The organism is Treponema sp. UBA7567 (genome assembly GCF_002476655.1).
GTDB lineage: Bacteria > Spirochaetota > Spirochaetia > Treponematales > Treponemataceae > Treponema_D.
Genome location: NZ_DLLH01000016.1, coordinates 16,778 through 33,549 on the forward strand (window position 1 = coordinate 16,778; position 16,772 = coordinate 33,549).

The 16,772-nt window shown below is 39.7% G+C and carries 20 protein-coding genes and 1 tRNA gene; 2 read left to right on the forward strand and 19 right to left on the reverse strand.

Features of this window, described 5'->3' with window-relative positions:
* Window positions 1-3: 3 nt before the first annotated feature.
* Window positions 4-612, reverse strand: coding sequence for a 5-formyltetrahydrofolate cyclo-ligase (locus tag B3Y13_RS01475; protein ID WP_296692248.1), 609 nt, complete (start codon window positions 610-612; stop codon window positions 4-6).
* A gap of 47 nt (window positions 613-659) precedes the next feature.
* Here B3Y13_RS01475 and B3Y13_RS01480 point away from each other — a divergent pair, with 47 nt between their 5' ends.
* Window positions 660-1,145 carry a DUF456 domain-containing protein gene (locus B3Y13_RS01480; protein ID WP_296667595.1) on the forward strand — a complete coding sequence of 162 codons (486 nt, stop codon included), beginning with the start codon at window positions 660-662 and terminating at the stop codon, window positions 1,143-1,145.
* A 94-nt stretch (window positions 1,146-1,239) separates the two neighbouring features.
* Window positions 1,240-1,312 (forward strand) — tRNA-Asn (locus B3Y13_RS01485).
* 332 nt (window positions 1,313-1,644) lie between these two features.
* On the opposite strand, the gene B3Y13_RS01490 is transcribed toward B3Y13_RS01485, so the two are convergent.
* The 18 genes from B3Y13_RS01490 to B3Y13_RS01575 form a co-directional block, all read right to left on the reverse strand.
* Window positions 1,645-2,325, reverse strand: a complete 681-nt coding sequence (locus B3Y13_RS01490) for a hypothetical protein (protein ID WP_296692250.1) — start codon at window positions 2,323-2,325, stop codon at window positions 1,645-1,647.
* A gap of 4 nt (window positions 2,326-2,329) precedes the next feature.
* A complete protein-coding gene (locus B3Y13_RS01495; RefSeq protein ID WP_296692253.1) occupies window positions 2,330-3,052 on the reverse strand; it encodes an energy-coupling factor ABC transporter ATP-binding protein in 723 nt (240 codons plus the stop codon).
* A complete protein-coding gene (locus tag B3Y13_RS01500; RefSeq protein ID WP_296692255.1) occupies window positions 3,045-3,644 on the reverse strand; it encodes a biotin transporter BioY in 600 nt (199 codons plus the stop codon). The genes B3Y13_RS01495 and B3Y13_RS01500 overlap by 8 nt, the downstream gene beginning before the upstream one ends.
* Before the next feature lie 80 nt (window positions 3,645-3,724).
* Window positions 3,725-4,456, reverse strand: coding sequence for a zinc metallopeptidase (locus B3Y13_RS01505; protein ID WP_296668798.1), 732 nt, complete (start codon window positions 4,454-4,456; stop codon window positions 3,725-3,727).
* A gap of 71 nt (window positions 4,457-4,527) precedes the next feature.
* Entirely contained in the window at window positions 4,528-5,031 is a 504-nt protein-coding gene (locus B3Y13_RS01510) for a universal stress protein (RefSeq protein WP_296668797.1), read from the reverse strand.
* Complete coding sequence (locus B3Y13_RS01515; RefSeq protein ID WP_296668795.1) at window positions 5,031-5,648, reverse strand: V-type ATP synthase subunit D; 618 nt, start codon at window positions 5,646-5,648, stop codon at window positions 5,031-5,033. Before B3Y13_RS01515 ends, B3Y13_RS01510 begins: the two co-directional genes overlap by 1 nt.
* Window positions 5,649-5,653: 5 nt before the next feature.
* On the reverse strand, window positions 5,654-7,036 hold the full coding sequence (locus tag B3Y13_RS01520; RefSeq protein WP_296668793.1) for a V-type ATP synthase subunit B: 1,383 nt from the start codon (window positions 7,034-7,036) through the stop codon (window positions 5,654-5,656).
* A 134-nt stretch (window positions 7,037-7,170) separates the two neighbouring features.
* Window positions 7,171-8,934: a V-type ATP synthase subunit A gene (locus tag B3Y13_RS01525; RefSeq protein WP_296668792.1), complete on the reverse strand. Its 1,764-nt coding sequence runs from the start codon at window positions 8,932-8,934 to the stop codon at window positions 7,171-7,173.
* Window positions 8,931-9,575 carry a hypothetical protein gene (locus B3Y13_RS01530; protein ID WP_296668790.1) on the reverse strand — a complete coding sequence of 215 codons (645 nt, stop codon included), beginning with the start codon at window positions 9,573-9,575 and terminating at the stop codon, window positions 8,931-8,933. Before B3Y13_RS01530 ends, B3Y13_RS01525 begins: the two co-directional genes overlap by 4 nt.
* A 41-nt stretch (window positions 9,576-9,616) precedes the next feature.
* Window positions 9,617-9,949 (reverse strand): V-type ATP synthase subunit F, encoded by a 333-nt coding sequence (locus tag B3Y13_RS01535; protein ID WP_296668789.1) that lies wholly within the window; start codon window positions 9,947-9,949, stop codon window positions 9,617-9,619.
* A gap of 20 nt (window positions 9,950-9,969) precedes the next feature.
* Window positions 9,970-10,326 (reverse strand): ATP synthase subunit C, encoded by a 357-nt coding sequence (locus B3Y13_RS01540; RefSeq protein WP_296692257.1) that lies wholly within the window; start codon window positions 10,324-10,326, stop codon window positions 9,970-9,972.
* Between the two features lie 60 nt (window positions 10,327-10,386).
* Window positions 10,387-12,360 (reverse strand): V-type ATP synthase subunit I, encoded by a 1,974-nt coding sequence (locus B3Y13_RS01545; protein ID WP_296668784.1) that lies wholly within the window; start codon window positions 12,358-12,360, stop codon window positions 10,387-10,389.
* A complete protein-coding gene (locus tag B3Y13_RS01550) occupies window positions 12,360-13,340 on the reverse strand; it encodes a V0D/AC39 family V-type ATPase subunit (RefSeq protein ID WP_296692260.1) in 981 nt (326 codons plus the stop codon). Before B3Y13_RS01550 ends, B3Y13_RS01545 begins: the two co-directional genes overlap by 1 nt.
* Before the next feature lie 13 nt (window positions 13,341-13,353).
* Window positions 13,354-13,665 carry a hypothetical protein gene (locus B3Y13_RS01555; protein WP_296692261.1) on the reverse strand — a complete coding sequence of 104 codons (312 nt, stop codon included), beginning with the start codon at window positions 13,663-13,665 and terminating at the stop codon, window positions 13,354-13,356.
* A 13-nt stretch (window positions 13,666-13,678) separates the two neighbouring features.
* Window positions 13,679-14,140, reverse strand: a complete 462-nt coding sequence (locus B3Y13_RS01560) for a PTS sugar transporter subunit IIA (RefSeq protein WP_296020206.1) — start codon at window positions 14,138-14,140, stop codon at window positions 13,679-13,681.
* A gap of 109 nt (window positions 14,141-14,249) precedes the next feature.
* A complete protein-coding gene (secG, locus tag B3Y13_RS01565; protein ID WP_296020209.1) occupies window positions 14,250-14,609 on the reverse strand; it encodes a preprotein translocase subunit SecG in 360 nt (119 codons plus the stop codon).
* Window positions 14,610-14,860: 251 nt separating this feature from the next.
* Window positions 14,861-15,607, reverse strand: coding sequence for a triose-phosphate isomerase (gene tpiA / locus B3Y13_RS01570; protein ID WP_296020212.1), 747 nt, complete (start codon window positions 15,605-15,607; stop codon window positions 14,861-14,863).
* Window positions 15,608-16,096: 489 nt separating this feature from the next.
* The coding region (locus B3Y13_RS01575) for a phosphoglycerate kinase (RefSeq protein WP_296692263.1) at window positions 16,097-16,772 on the reverse strand (676 nt) is incomplete at its 5' end.

Below are 16,772 nucleotides of genomic sequence, written 5' to 3' on the forward strand. Positions count from 1 at the left end.
TTTTCAAGGCGTAAAAATTCTGTCCAAAAAAAAGTCAGTCTTTTCGACAGGAATATTTTCGACAATTTGCTCACAATAAGCAAACCCCGCGGTAAAAAGCGAGCAACCAGTTTTTAAAAGCCGGGGAAGATAAAGGTCGTAAAAGCCTTTTCCCTTTCCTAGCCTAGCTCCGTCTTTAGAAAAAGCAAGGCCAGGAACAACCATAAAAATTTTTTTGTCTCTTAGAGAAGAATCCGTAAAAACTTTTTTTAAGGTCAGTTTTGGCTCTAAAATTCCAAAGGCTCCGCTTTCGAGCTGATTTTGAAGAGAAAGTTTTGAATCTAAAAAATAAAAATCCATCAAATTTGAATCCGGAACAACGCGAGGGACACAGACAGTTTTTCCGTTTTTCCAGGCAATCTCGACAAGAAAACTGGGATCAATTTCAAATCCATAGGGAATATAAGAAAAAATTAAATCCGAATTTTTAAATTCTTCAGATAAAATGATTTTTTGAGCGGCGGAATTTCCAGCAGCCTGAATGTTTTTTAAATCAGAATATCTTTCTTTTAAAAGCTTCCGCATTTTTGAACGCAAAAGTTTTTTTTCTTCATAAACATTTTCATAGTTCATAACTTTCCTCAATTGTTTTCAGGCTGATTATATCATAAAATAAGATTATGGACTTAAACATTTTACTTTCAATTCTTGCGGGGATTTTTCTTTTGACAGGACTTGCTGGATGCGTAGTTCCAATTTTGCCTGGAGTTCCTCTTGCATGGGCAGGACTTTTTACAGCGCATTTTTGCACGCCTCCTAACATCTCTGTAACTGTTCTTACGATTACGGGAATTATCGCCTTAATTATAACGATTGCCGACTCGATTTTGCAGCCACTTCTTACAAAAAAATTTGGCGGAAGCAAAAAAGCTGTTTTGGGAGCGACAATAGGTCTTTTTCTTGCAATGTTTTTAGGACCGATTTTTATAATCATTGCACCATTTGCAGGAGCATTTATCGGCGAACTAATTCAAAATCCAGAAGACATTCCACACGCATTAAAAGCCGCAATTGGCTCGTTTATAGGATTTTTGCTCGGAACAGGAATTAAAATGCTGTGCGTAATAAGTTTTATTTGGATTTTTGTCTGGACGCTTATTAAATAACTTTTTACAAAAAAATAAAAAAAAATTGCATTTTATATATTGACACATTTTTATAATTTTTATATTATAAATTCACATTCAAGTGAATGAAATTGGTTCCTTAGCTCAGTCGGTAGAGCAACGGACTGTTAATCCGTGTGTCGCTGGTTCAAGCCCAGCAGGAGCCGTAAAAACTCAGTACATTGTACTGAGTTTTTTTTATTTTAAATCCAACGGGTGATTTTTTTAGAAAAATTTGGGAAACAAAAAAAACTTACGCCGGATGCATAGGCCAGAGCTGACGTTTAGCCAGTGAGCGAAAAGCGAAGCCGGAGCAGCCGGTTTTTAAGAAAAACTTTCCCAAACAAAAAAAATGTTTTTGCAAGAAAAAAATGACGTCCGAAAAATCAGGATGCTAATTTGTCTAAAATTATTTTAAAATAACCGATGTCTTCAATTGCGTTTATTGCCGCAAATATTTTTGCTAAAAATAAATTTTTGAGTTTAGCCCGGTAAAATTCTATCCGCGGATTAAAATTGCTTTTGCTGTGTCCATTGAATATTTTAATCCAAGGCTAAAAAGAACCGGAAGAAGCGCCAAATACATTTTTAAGCTTAATTTTCCGCCTCGTGCAAACCATGCCCTTTTTAACTGAGTCCACATTTTAAAAACTGCGGGAATAAAATTTATGAACATAGAAACTGTTGCGGCAAATTTTGATTCTTTTTTGCATGGAAGAATACGCCGGATAAAAAGTTCAATTTTTTCAATTCCTTCGCGAAGTTCAAGAGAAGTTGAAGTTTTGAACATAAGAGAAGCGCTCTGATTGCAGGCAAAGAATTTTACAACGACAGAAAATGTTTTTTCGTCATGAATGCAATTTTTGACTGCCTGAACAAAACTTTTTATAATTCCATATTCGGCAAAATTCAAATAAGTGTCGGAAAGAATATTTATAAGATATAAAAAAATTCCGTACCACAAGACAGGCGTTAAGTCGAAAACCTGTTCTTTTAGAGAAAAATGAAGGCATAAAAAAAGCAGGGCTTGGGCAAATACAAAAAAAACGGCAAATTTCCAGCTCAACGAAAAAATCGCAATGTTAAAAAGAGGAATAAAAAGTATTTTTATCCAGGAAGGCAGCTTGTGAAAAAAACTTTTTCCGGATTTGTAACTAAACGCGTAACAATTCTGATTCATTTTTTTACAGCCAGACTAAATCTTCCAATTTTGAATAAGCGTTGAGCGGGTTGCGTATATTCCACTGCTCAAGTTTTTGCAAAAGCCCTTCGCGCGCAGTTCCATCAAAAACTTTATCGCCTCGGAACAAAACCACAAACTTATCTGCTAAGCCAAGACATTTTTCAAGTTCGTGTGTCAAAATAATCACTGTTTTTTTCTGTTCGTGAAGACGTTTTATAAGAGCATTTACCTGCTTTACACCGCCATAATCGAGGTTTGCATAGGGCTCGTCAAAAATAATGACCGGAAGCTCCATTGCAAGCATGCAGGCAACAGCAAGCCGGCGTTTTTCTCCACCAGACAAAAATCTTGCAGGATAATCTGCTTTTTTTGTAAGGCCGACCTGCTCAAGAGAATTTTCTACAGCTTGCTCAACCTGGATTTTTGATTTTTTTTGATTTTTTGGACCAAAAGAAATATCTTCGCGCGGAGTTTCGCCCAAAATTTGAGTATCCGCTTCCTGAAAAACAAGTCCAGCTTCTGCAAAAGAATAAATTTTTCCGGAAGTCGGCTTTTCAAGCCCGGCGATAATGTTCATAAGGACACTTTTTCCTGAGCCGTTTTCTCCGCCAATCACAGTAACCGAACCTTCATCAATCTGAAAAGAAACATTGTTCAAGGCGGTTTTATTGCCTTCAGAAGTCGTGTAAATTTTCGTGATGCTGTCGATTACGATTTTATTCATCTTTTTCCGGCTCGTAAAGATACATTGCAACAACCGGACGAAGTTTTAACGAAATCAAGATTACAAAAATTGCTTTAACAAAATCAACCGCCAAAAAAGGAGCAAAAAAAGCCGCAAAAAAAAGTTTTACAGCACCCAAAACTCCAAGTTCTGAGCTTTTAAAAGCTATTACATAGAAAACTTCAGGAAGATAAAGAACAAGCATGCCAATAAAAACTGCCAAAGAAAGGCGGATTATGCCTTTTACGGTGATGTGCTTTTCTATAACTGACGGACGGCCAGAAATCATACCAGCTACAAGCGCTCCGATAACCCAGCCGATGCGAAAGCCACCGTTAATATTCATCAAAACCTGAAAACCGCCTTGACCGCCAGAAAAAACAGGCAGGCCGATAACACCGACTGCAAAAAAAAGCGCGGTCGGAGCAGCGCCCAAAAGTCCGCCCAAAAGAACAGCGGTCATAACACAAAGCGCATTTTGAATTACAATGCCACTTGCAATTCCTGGAATTGGAATTCTAAAAAAACTTGAAGCGCAGATAATTGCCGCAAAAAAAGCAACAATTGCAGAACGAAGAATTGATTTATTCATTTTAAATGTAAACCTCTTTATTTAAAAATATGGTTTACATTTTACAAAAAAACAAAGAATTGTCAACTTAAAGAAAAGGTCTAACGGCGGCGTTTTTGTGTCAAAAGCAAAAGCCTTACAAAATTTCCAATTGCTCCAAGCGCGCTTGCAACGTATGTCATTGCCGCTGCCCACAAAACTTCGCGTGCGCCAGAAAGTTCTTCCTTGTCAGTAAAAACTCCAGCACCTTTTAAAATTTTCAGTGCTCTCCAAGAAGCATTAAACTCAACAGGAAGAGTAACAATATAAAAAAGAGTTGCGCAGGCAAAAAGCAAAAGTCCGATATTCGTAATCATTTGGAAAAAAGGCATATAAGACTCAACTTGTGCAGAATAGCCGAAGCCAAGACCAGCAAGCGCAAGAACAGGACCAAGCGCAGACCCCAAATTTGCAACAGGAACAAGCAATCGCCTAAAAGCAAGAGGAAAATAACCGGTATTATGCTGAATTGCGTGTCCGGTTTCGTGAGCAGCCACTCCAACGGCAGCAACCGACGCACTCGAATAAGTCGCCTCGCTCAAGCTCAAAATTTTATCTGTCGGATTATAATTATCGGTAAGAGAACCTTTTATACGGGCAATCTTTACGTCTGTAATTCCATTTGCCTTAAGCAAAATTGCAGCCGCCTGCGCTCCAGTTATGCCTTTTTTTGTCAGAATTTTGTCGTATTTTGAAAAACGGATTTTTACGGCAGATTGCGCCCAAAGTCCCAAAAGCAGAGCTGGAACAGCAAAAACAAGGTATGTTAAATCTAACCCACCATAATAAAACATAAATTCTCCAGTCTAAATACAAATTGTATTTTCGCAAAAAGCCCCGGCTAATACAGCCGGATCAAATTTTATCAGCCGATTTTAAAAAGTTTTTCAATATCTTTCTGGCGAACAACAAGAACATTGCATCTTGCGCTGCCAATAATGTCCATATTTGTTGAACTTGCCCTGTCGCGTGCAACTTCGCTCGAAAGCGATGAAGCCGAATGTTCTTTTCCGCCAAGCAAAATAAGGTCGGCATCAAAATCGTCCGCTGCATGCAGAATTTCTGACCATGGGCTTCCCTTTCTAAGTTCAGTTTCGACTTTTACACCTTTGATTTTTGCAAAAGTAACAATTTGCTCAAGATATTTTTTTCCGTCATCAAGAAGATTTTCTTCATACTTTTGACTTTCAGTTTTAAGGAAGAATTTGCTCATGCTCAGGAATTTGAGAGCCGCAGTATCAACGACATAAACTGCTTTTAGAGAACATTTATACTGCTTTGCAAGGAGAATCGCATACATAGCCGCATGAAGCGACTGGTCTGAACCGTTAACAGCAACTACAATTTTTTGAAATAAAGGTTTTATCATTATGACTTCCTGTTTTTCAAAGATTTTAAAACGAAAGTATTTTCGCGCTCACGCTCTTCAAGAACACTTTCGATATAAATCTTTGTATCCTTCGTCTGAGGAATAACCATCTTGTCCAAGGCATTTACACGCCGCTGAGTTTTCTTTACTTCGCCTGCAAGCCGCCATGCGACCGTGCGAATGCTCGCCATATTTGTAAGCAACTTTAACAAGTTAAAGAATTCTACCATAACTTTATCGCTGTCTGCAAATGATTCCATAAAAGAATAGAATAACTGCTGCTTTGGAAGCTCAACTTCAATCGAATTAAAGCTCATTCCACCAGCAGTAATTGTCTTGTCCTTCATTTTAAAATCATACTTTACAGCGTGGGCAATCCGCTCTACACGGTCGCCGCCTACTGTCTTAAGCATATTCTTTAATGCAGGATAAGCTTTTGCATACTCTTTATCAATTTGCGATTCAAGAAGTTTTACGCGTTCAACCATGTGCATAAGTTCCATTACCAGAATTTCACGCTTTTGCTCGAGCAGCTCATAACCGTTTTGAGCGGAAGCTAGCTGCTCTTTTATTGCGAGAAGATTAGATTTTGTCGGTGCGACATTTAACTTTGCCATCAGTTCTACTCTTCATCTTTTGGAAGATATTTTTCAATAAATTCCGGTTTAATTCTATAAAGTTCGTTCTGTGGAAGCAATTTTAAAAGTTTCCAGCCCAAATCAAGAGTTTCTTCAATAGAGCGGTTTTCGTATTCGCCCTGAGAGAAGAACTGGCTTTCAATCGCATCTCCAAACGCCAAATACTGCTTGTCAACGCTGCTCAATTCCTCTTCGCCAATAATCGCTGCAAGAGAACGGATTGACTTTACTTTTGAATAAGATGCAAACAGCTGGCTCGAAACACTAGCATGGTCTTCCCGTGTCATTCCGTCGCCAATACCGTCTTTCATAAGCCGGCTCAAACTTGGCAAGGCGCTGACTGGCGGATAAACACCGCTCTGACTCAATTCACGGCTCAAAACAATCTGCCCCTCAGTAATGTATCCGGTCAAGTCAGGAATTGGATGCGAAATGTCATCGTTCGGCATAGTCAAAATCGGAATCTGGGTAATAGAACCGTTTGAACCCTTTATTTTTCCGGCACGTTCATAAAGTTCTGCAAGGTCAGAATAAAGATAGCCAGGATAACCTTTTCTTCCAGGAACTTCACCGCGAGTTGTAGAAATTTCGCGCAAAGCTTCGCAGTAGTTCGTCATATCAGTCATTACGACAAGAACATGCATTCCCTTTTTAAATGCCAGATATTCGGCAGCAGTAAGAGCACATCGAGGCGTAATAATTCGTTCAATCGAAGGAGCGTCTGCCAAAGACTGGAACATAACAACCTTTGAAAGAACACCGCTTTCCTCAAACGAATTTATAAAGAACTGCGCCTGATCGTATTTAATTCCCATTCCCGCAAAGACCATTACAAACTGCTCGTCAGAATTGCGGATTTTTGCCTGACGAATAATCTGAGCCGCAAGCCTGTTATGAGGAAGTCCATTTCCAGAAAAAATCGGAAGTTTCTGACCGCGAATCAAAGTGTTCATGCCGTCAATCGAAGAAATTCCTGTCTGAATAAAATCCCTCGGATAAACGCGGGCAAACGGATTCATCGGCATTCCGTTTACATCAACTTTTTCAGAAGAAACAATCGGCGGAAGTCCGTCAATCGGCTCTCCAAGACCATTAAAAATACGTCCCAAAAGCCCTTCGCCAACACGAAGTTCCATCGGTTCGTCCAAAAATTCAACCGAAGTTTCGTTCAAATCCAAACCAGTCGTTGTTCCGAAAATCTGTACAATTGCAGTATCTTCGTTCAAATCAATTACACGGCCAGTTTTTTTGTCGCCATTGCGGTCACGAATATAAACGATTTCGTTATAAAAAATATTTTCGCTGCGTTTTACAACAACAATCGGACCGTCAACCGAATTCAGACCTTTATATTCTACGCCTTTCATTTTTTCTCCAAATTTTAAAAGCAACCAAAGTTTTTCAATTTTGAGGGGAGAAGTCTCTCCCCTAGGTTCGCACTTCGTTGCTCACACACCCCACTCTGCGGGGAACTTCCCCGCAACGCCCCTGGAAGTCGTCCTTAAACTTTTGAGTACATCCGTTCAAGTCCGCCCATCTGCTGTTCAAAACGGCTTTCCGTTTCTTTTATCATTTCGAGCTTATCGTTTGGAACAGTTGTCTTTAGGCGGACAATTTCTTCCTTAACAGGAAGAGCGTTCACCTTAGACAGCGGAGCACCGGCTTTTATTACGGCTGCGCCACGGTTGTAAAATTCCATCATCAAAAGCAAAATCTGAATCTGCTTTTCAGGAACAGAATAAACGTCAATCGCGTCAAAAGCATTCTGCTGCAAAAATCCGTTTTTAATCATGTCCGCAACGATAAGAACAATGCGCTCATAGTCAGGCAAGGCATCTGGTCCAATCAAACGAACAATAGATTGAAGTTTTTGCTCTTTTTTAAGAAGTTCAAGCGCTTCAAGCCTAACCTTTGCCCAGCGCGGATCAAGATTATCCCACCATTCTTTTACTTCGTCAGCATATTCAGAATAAGAATCAATCCAGCCAATCGCAGGATAGTGCCGGGAATTTGCAAGCTCTCTGTCCAAAGCCCAGAAACAGCGGATAAAACGCTTTGTGTGCTGTGTTACAGGCTCAGAAAAATCTCCTCCTGGAGGCGAAACTGCGCCGATTACAGAAACAGAACCTTCCTGTCCGCAAAGGGCATCTACGCGGCCAGCCCGTTCATAAAACGAAGCAAGCCGGCTCGGAAGATAAGCAGGAAAACCTTCCTCAGCAGGCATTTCTTCCATACGGCCAGAAAGTTCACGCAAGGCTTCTGCCCAGCGCGAAGTTGAATCTGCCATTATTGCAACGTGCATTCCCATGTCGCGGTAATACTCGGCAAGAGTAATTCCCGCATAAAGAGAAACTTCCCTGGCAGCAACCGGCATATTTGAAGTATTTGCAATAAGAATCGTTCTTTCCATAAGCGAGCGGCCGGTTCTAGGGTCGATCAAGCTAGGAAATTCTGTAAGAACGTCGGTCATTTCGTTTCCGCGCTCTCCACAACCGATATAAACGATTAAATCCGCATCGCACCATTTTGCGATTGCGTGCTGCGTCATTGTTTTTCCTGTACCAAATCCACCAGGAATTGCAGCTGTGCCTCCTTTTGAAAGCGGAAAGAAAACATCAATTACGCGCTGGCCTGTAACCAAAGGCTGGCTTACAGTCAATTTTTTTGCAAAAGGACGAGGAGTTCTTAAAGACCAGTAATGGCTCAAACGAATTTCTTCATCGAGTTCAGTTTTAGCAATAACGTCGTCGACAGTATAATCTCCGCTTCCCTTAAAAGAAACAAGAACACGTCCGCGAACCTGCGGTGGAACCATAATTTTATGTAAAATCGACTGAGTTTCTTGTACAGTTCCAAGCACAAAACCAGGTTTTATCGGAGTTCCTTCTTTTACACATTCGCAGGCATCAAAATGCCAAATTTTATTTGCGTCAATCGGCTCGCTTCTCTGTCCTGGAATCAAAAATGCTCCAGATTCTTTGTACATAGCTTCGAGAGGACGCTGAATTCCATCATAAATTGTTCCGACAAGTCCAGGACCAAGTTTTAAGGAAAGAGGCCGTTCGTTAGAAACAACATCTTCTCCAATCTTCATTCCAGTATCGTCTTCGTAAACCTGAATTGTGGCAATGCCTTTATTCTGACGAATGATTTCGCCGATTATTTTCTTTTCGCCAACATCAACAACATCATAAAGACCGCAACCTTCAAGGCCTTCAGCATAAACAATCGGTCCTGAAATTCTAGTTATTTTTCCTTTTATCATTCCGGGAGCCTTCCTCCGAACAATGTTGATGAGAGTTCGTATGAATATTTATCTTTTAATTCGCGCACAAGCTCATCTATTGTAAGACGAACAATCACGGAATTTTTTTCATCGCTTTTAAGAATCATTCCTTCGTGGATTTCGTTTCCTTTTACAGATTCTTCTCCACTTTTTTCAAACTGAATTGCTTCATATCCTGTAATATTTTTTGCAAATGCTTTTTCTACAACTTTTCTAGCATCTGCCTCTTCAAGACCGCCAAAATAACTGACAGCAATTTTTTTATTTTCTAACGCAAATTTACACTTTTCAAGTTTATTTTCGAGCAAAGACAGGCGTTTTTCTTTTCCAATTGAATTAAAATATTCGTTCATAGCCTTGCAAACCTGTTCATTGTAGAAAGCAACAAGGAACCTTTCTTTTTCGAGAGGAATATATGCATCCGCATTTTTTTCCAAAAGAGAAAGTTTGTTTTTATATACGGATAATTTTTCCTCAACAGCTTTTTTTACGCGTTCATCAACGCCTGCAATAATTGACTTTGCCTCACTCTCTGCCTTAGCGACAATTCTGTCCGCTTTTTTTCGAGCATCGGCTTCAATTTCTTTGTCGAGTATTTCAGTTGATCTAAGTTCTTCCATTTTTTAATTCCCGTAAAATCAGGCTTTGCCTGAGTCAAAATCTACACAGAAATACCAACTGCTTCGCGAATCGAATCAGTAAGGGATTTTTTTCCCTGCAGATGTCCGTTCAGCGGAGGAATTTCAACAATAAGCGGAAACTGAGCACTTTTCTGCCAGGCCAGCACTTCCTGTTCAAGCATGGCAGAAACATCCTCTGACAAAATCAAGACTTTCGGTCGCTCATCAACAGGCAAAGAATTCTCGCCGCCATGACCGGTTACACGGTTAAATGCATCAAGAGCTTCTTTTCTGTTAAGGGCAACTGCACCGTCAACTCCGACGAGTTTAAAAGCCAGAACAAGTTCCCGCTGAGCAATCGTAAAGTATTCCATAATTTTCGTTTACTAAAAACCTAGAGAATGATAATTAAAAGTGCAACAAGGAAGCCCCAAAGACAAATACCTTCCGCAAGACCAACAAAAGGAAGAGCTTTTCCTGAAAGTTCAGCATTTTCGCTCATAGCGCCCATTGCCGCAGCACCGATTTTTCCTACTGCCATACCGCCGGCAATACATGCAAGTGCAACTGCAAAAGCCGCAGCTACATATTTTATAGCACTAGAGTTGCTGTCAGCCTTAGCTTCTACAGTTGAAGTCTGAGCTTCTGCAACAGTCTGTGTAGCAGCAGGGGTTTCTGATTTCTGAGCAAACAAGCCAGCTACTGTAAAACAAAGCAAAGCAGCTGCCAACGCAATAATTTTTTTGTTCATATTTTTACCTCACAAAAAATTTATTTAATTACCAGGGGTTTTAAACTAACTTCAAAACCTCTATTTATATGTAAACGCAAAAGGAACAAATTCCTTTCCCGTTTCATTGAAAAACTTTGAGAAAAATTCATAATATTGAAGACGAATAACCTGAATTGCAACAATCATTCCCTCAAGAACAACAACAATCCCGTTTCCAATAATCAATATCAAAACCTGTGCAAAACCTGCCGGAGCAATACTGCACATTTTTTCAATAATAAATCCCAAAACCGCGTGTGCAAGAGCAAAAGCGCCGACACGGACAAAGCTAATTGAATTAGAAAGATAAGAAGAAACAACTTCTATCAATTCAACCGTGCCACCAATTATTACACCGCCAATTCCGCCTTCAACAGCTGGCTTTTCTCCGTCAAAAAATCTTTCAAAAGGCTCGCCAAAAGCTGCAAAAAACAGAGTAACGGCAATAAAAATCCAGTCAAAAGTTGTCGGAGAATGATGCGCAAAGCCAATCCTCAAAGCAAAGATTACGACATACCAAAACCAAAGCGCTCCTGCGATTCCAGTTTTTCCGAAAATCGCGCTTCCGTATTTTTTGCATGAAAACTTGTTGATAATGTTTATTAAAAGTCCAATCGAGTTTATTACAAAACCAACTGCCATTGTAAAACCGAAAATTCCAAAAATGATTCCGATTGCATTTGCCGATTCCCAGAATTTCATTTCAAGAATCGGGTAGCGGCTTTCTCCAAAAAGTCCGGTAATAAACATCGAGATAGGTTTCATTATTCCTTCGGTCGCAAAAAATTCGCCTGTTAAAATTCCCATAATCATACTTGAACAGCCGATTGCCATAAAAATCGGAGCAAATTTATTCCATCCGCCGATTTTTACAACTTTTGCTGACATTAAAATTCCAACGAGCAAGAAAACAAAGCCCTGGCCGGCATCGCCAAACATAATTCCAAAAAGCAAAGTAAAGAACAGCGCAACAAACGGAGTAGGATCTATTGTTCCATAAGCCGGGGAGCCGTAACTAAAAATCATTCTCTCAAAAGAACTAATCAGTTTTCCGTGATGCAATTTTACTGGAACTTTTTCTTCTCCAGTCTGAACAGAGGGAACTTCGCTCGGCTCAAAAAGACGAATTGCAATTCTTCCTTCAGAAAGTTTATCGAGTTCTGTCATCATGGAATGGCAGTCGTTTTCAGGAATCCAGCCTGTAAGACGGTAAACCAGATCAGTTGACTCAAGGCTGTTCTCCAAAAGTTTAATTTGAGCGGCAATTGAGAACTGGCACAAAAATTTTTTAAGAAAATCTGCATGGGTTTTTGCAATATTGTGTTTTTCTTCTTCGATATTCTCAAAAATCTTAGTTTTTTCCTTTACCTGCTGCTGCAGACTTTTTAAGACATCGTCTGGAACACCTTTAAAGTCGCTAGGAATTTCCATATTTACAAAACCGTGCTTGCGCAGTTCACTGTCAAGAGAAAAACGGCCTTTTTTAGAAGTTGCCGCAAGGATTTTTGACTTATCAGAACCAAGAGGGACAATTACAGCCCTTTGTCCAACATCAAAAACCAGCTCGTCAAAAATAGCAGGATCTATTTTTCCAATACGGAGCGACAAAAAAGAAAGATGCTCCAATTCGCTGTAAGGAACTTTTAAATTTGAAAAAGAAAGTGCTTCCTTATAAGCATCTTGAACACGCTTAAGCTCATCATCAGCATCGCGTTCTTTTTTCTGCAAAACGTCCACAGTATAAAGAAATTTCTGGCACAACACTCTGTCGTATTCAGAAGGACGTGTCGAGGCCTGCAAATCTTCGGTTGTAACATCCGGCAAATTCAAAAATGAACGTACATTTTTTAGTTTTGAAAGAATATCCTCGTCAGGGTTTGAAATAGAATGATTTAATTCAAGTTTCTGCTGAAACTGAAAATTTCCTTTTTTACCAAGAAATTCAACAACTTCATCAATGTCTTCTTTTAGAACCATCAATTCGACAAGACGCATTTTTGCAGTTTTTGCCATTATTCGCCTCCAAGCCTTAACTCTTCCGTCACATGGCGGATATTATTCAATTCGTCCTGCTTTATCTTAAAAAAGCAGACAAGAGACAGAGAAGTAAGCGGATATTTATGAAAAGCTGTAGAATATTTTTTTACGAGATCTGTGCGGAAAGAATTTTCCAGCCAACGCGGATCAACTTCCCAAACAACGCCTTCCTCGTGCGGATTCAGCATTTTGCTGTACTTCCATGTTTTCCATTCATCAAAATTAGAAATATCTTTGCTTAAAATTTTCATTGCTTCGCCAGCAAAAACATCAGTTTCGGCTGATTTTGGATTTTCAAAAAAAAGCTTTTGACAGATGCTTTCATTGTCCATTTTGTAATAAATTTTTAGGCGGAGCGCCCAGACAATATTCCGGATTTTTATTTCTTCGGCAACAAGAGATTTTATTTGAACTCTTACAGCCTGTTCAGAAACGCAGGCGTCTTTCCAAAGGTTGTGCAGATATTGAAAATCAAGCTTTGTGTCTAAAACCTGCTGTTCGGAAATATCAGGAACTTTGTTATACCAAGAAAGCTCGTCTTTTTCGGTGATTTTTGCAAGATTCGGCCAATTTTTGTAATTTAAAAGAGAATATTTTCCCAAATCGATTACTTCGGGACATTTTGTTTCCTTCATACACAAAGCGCCGGCAAGCATCTTTAAATTACTATAATCATAAAGCCGAAGCAAGGTTAGAAGAATTTTTTGAGGATGGGCATAACACTCGACAAGCTGGCAATACTGTTCTACAAAAGTAAAAACTGATTTTTCTTCAATTTTTTTGGCAAGCAAATTTTCAGGAATTGCAGGAACTTCGGATTTAAAAAGAAGACCATAAAGTTCTGTCAGAGATTTTGCAGAATACAGTCTGTCCGCATTTTTTCCAGAATAGGAATTGGCCAGTATTCCGGATACTTTTGCATAAACATAAGCATCTGCAGCAGATTTATCCATCATACCGCACCGCCATCTATTTTTGCAAAACCAAATTATTCATAAGATTGCTAAAAGCAGCCTTATCCTGAACTGACTGATAAATATTCTCTTTGTAAGAGTTTATTTCAGAAACAATGTTTTCGTTTATTTTCGCAGACTTTTCCTTGAAAGATTTTTCAAGTTCTGCAGATTGAATATTAAATTTTGAAAGATAATCCTGCTCTGCCTTTGCTTTTGCAGAATTCAAAATTTCGGCTGCTTTATTCTGAGCATCAACGGTAAAAGAAGAAGCGATATTTTCAACTTCAAGAAGATGTTCAATTACATTTGACTCATTTTCTTCCATGACTTCAGCCTCCTCAGACTGCCTCTTCTGTCTGCAAAATCAAGTTGTAGGCTTCAGACTGCGACTGACACGAAACAAGTTTATCAACAAATCCGTTTTTTTGAATAAGAAGTGCTAATGATTTTAAAATCTGAATATGCTTTTCTGTCTGTCCGTTTCCTGCAAGAAGCATAAAAACAACATGAACAGGCGAACCGTCGAGAGAATCGTAATCGATTCCGTTTTTGCTGATACCAATAGCACCAATTGTACCATTTACAGAAGGCGCAAAAGCATGAGGAACAGCAACAGAATGCATAATTCCAGTGCTCATCTGAGCTTCACGTTCTTCGAGCGCAGAAAGAACTTCTGCCCTGTCAAAATCAGGATGCAATGAATGAATGGCTTCTACCATTTCTTCAAACAGCTCGTCTTTTTCTGTACTCTCCAGACCAATAATGATGCTTTCCTTTGTAAAAACATTCTCAAGAACCATTACTATCCCCTTAGTTTTCTGAATTATTTGAATATCAGAAAATCGATTTTTTTAAATACTATTTTAAGGCAGATTTTAACTTAAAAAAATCAAAACCTGCCTTTTAATTTTATTCTGCAGCAGCTTCTTTCCACCAGTCAGAAGAGTCCGCTGTAGTTTTTTCTACTTCTGGAGCAACTTCTTCAGTAGAAACTTTCCCCTCTGCCTGAGCAGCTTTTAAAAGTTCTGAATCAGAAGAAAGTTTTTTAGAAGGAAGAACTTTTGCAAGAGCCAAAGTTACAACAAAGAAAAGAATTGCAAGAACAACAGTAGTCTTTGTAAGAATTGAAGCAGAATGTGATCCAAATGCAGCTGAGTTTCCGCCGCCCAAAAGTCCGCCCATTCCGCTGCTGTTTTCGTCCTGTACGAGAACCAAAAGAACCAAAAGAGCACAGATAATTACAAATGCTACCAACAAAACAACTTTCATTTATTTCTCCAAAATGCTGGCAGATAATTCCCAGCTACTTTTTAATTGCAGATTGCATTTTATCGAAATATAAACAAACTGTCAATTTATTGCTATAGAGTATAGAAGAAAAAAGCTTCTCGCTATCGGGCAAGGGATAGCAGCACCGCAAGGCGTCCGGCGTCTGCCGGATGGAGCGCGAAGACGCGGAAGTGCGGATAGCCCGGTTTTTGCCAAAGGCAAAAATGCCTCCAGCTTGCAAAATAAAAAAATTAACCGTTACAGATTGGAATAAAAGTTTCCGCCTTTAACGAGGCTCCGCCGATTAAACCGCCGTCAACGTCGCTTTGAGCAAGAAGCTCCTTGTAGTTTTTTACGTTCATTGAGCCGCCGTACTGAATTATGATATTGTCGGCCGCTTCCTGATCATACATTTTTGCAATTACTTTTCTTGCATAAGAATGGATTTGCTGAGCGTCTTCTGGAGTTGCAGTTTTTCCGGTTCCGATTGCCCAGACAGGCTCGTAAGCAATAGTCACATGCGAAAGCTGTTCTTTTGAAACGCCCATGAGAGCTGAATTCAACTGGCGTTCGCACACTTTTTCGGCACGGCCTACCTCGCGCTGAGCCAAAAGCTCTCCAATGCAGATTATTACGTCAAGACCGGCGGCAAGCGCTCTTGTAACTTTCATATTTATAAGTTCGTCGCATTCGCCAAATTCGTAACGGCGTTCTGAATGTCCTAAGATTACAACCTGAACACCAAGATCCCTGAGCATTGCGACAGAAATTTCTCCAGTATGAGCGCCATTGTCTGTAGCGGCGCAGTTTTGTGCTCCAAGAAGAATATTTGTTCCTTTTACAAGCTGAGAAACAAGATCAAGATAAACAAATGGAGGTGCAATCATCACTTTATTTTTGCAGTCTTTTAACTGGACTACAAGCTCTTTTACGAGGGCAACTGTTCCCTCGCGATCCATGTTCATCTTCCAGTTTCCAGCTACATAAGTTGTACGCATTTTTAATTTCTCCCATAAAAAGTCAAGATTAAAACTTCAGTCTTAGGATTGACTCTTTATTGCAATTTCGTAGCAAAGTGAGAAATTGCAGTTGATTAGTAAGTTTGCCAACGCAAACTTGTAAAGATAAAAACAGGCGCCATTTTCTGCTGTTTTTATCTTACCTCCTAAAAGCACTATCGTCTTGAATTTTTATTTTATTGCTTATTTTGATATATGTCAAAATAATTGGTTTTTACGTTTTGAACTGAATATTTGAATATGGCTGAACGAAATTTTGAAAAAAGAGAGCCGTAATTTATCTGTTTATTTTGAATAAAAAAAGCCGCACCATAAAAAAGTAGGCGATGCGGTTTTTTTTAGATTATTTTAAAAATCTATTTTGAGGCCAGTTATTTTGTAGCCAAAATCGGTCGTAAACCGGCAAGCGGTTTAGTTATCGAGTTTCGGCAAGCGAAACTCGCACGCAATCTTAGCCTGCAAACAAAATTATTTTGTCGCCAAAATAGCAATTCCTGGCAATGTCTTTCCTTCCAAGAATTCAAGCGAAGCACCGCCGCCTGTTGAAACGTGGCTCATCTTGTCTGCAAGGTGGAACTTGTTCACAGCAGCAACAGAGTCTCCGCCACCAACAACAGTCATTGCGCCGCGTCCAGTCGCCTCTGCAACAAGGTTCGCGACAGCTTCCGTTCCCTTTGCAAACGCGTCAAATTCAAATACGCCTACAGGTCCGTTCCATACAACAGATTTCGCTGTTGAAAGAACTTCTTTGTAAAGCTCAAGAGTTTTCGGACCAACATCCATAGCCATAAGATTGTCAGGAATGTCAACACCGTCAACAGCAACCGGAGTAGCGTTAGCGTCAAATTTATCCGCGGCAACGTGGTCAACAGGAAGAACAATCTTCACGCCTTTTGCCTCAGCGTCTTTCAAAAGTTTTTTAGCTGTGTCGATAAAGTCATCCTCAACCAAAGAGATTCCAACTTCGTGCCCCTGAGCCTTCAAGAATGTGTAAGCCATTCCGCCGCCGATAATCAAGGCAGAAGCGTTCTTCAAGAGGCTTTCCAAGACAGCGATTTTTGAAGAAACCTTTGCGCCGCCGATAATTGCCACCTGCGGTTTTGGAGGATTTGTAACCATTGGCTGGATATATTTAACTTCTTTG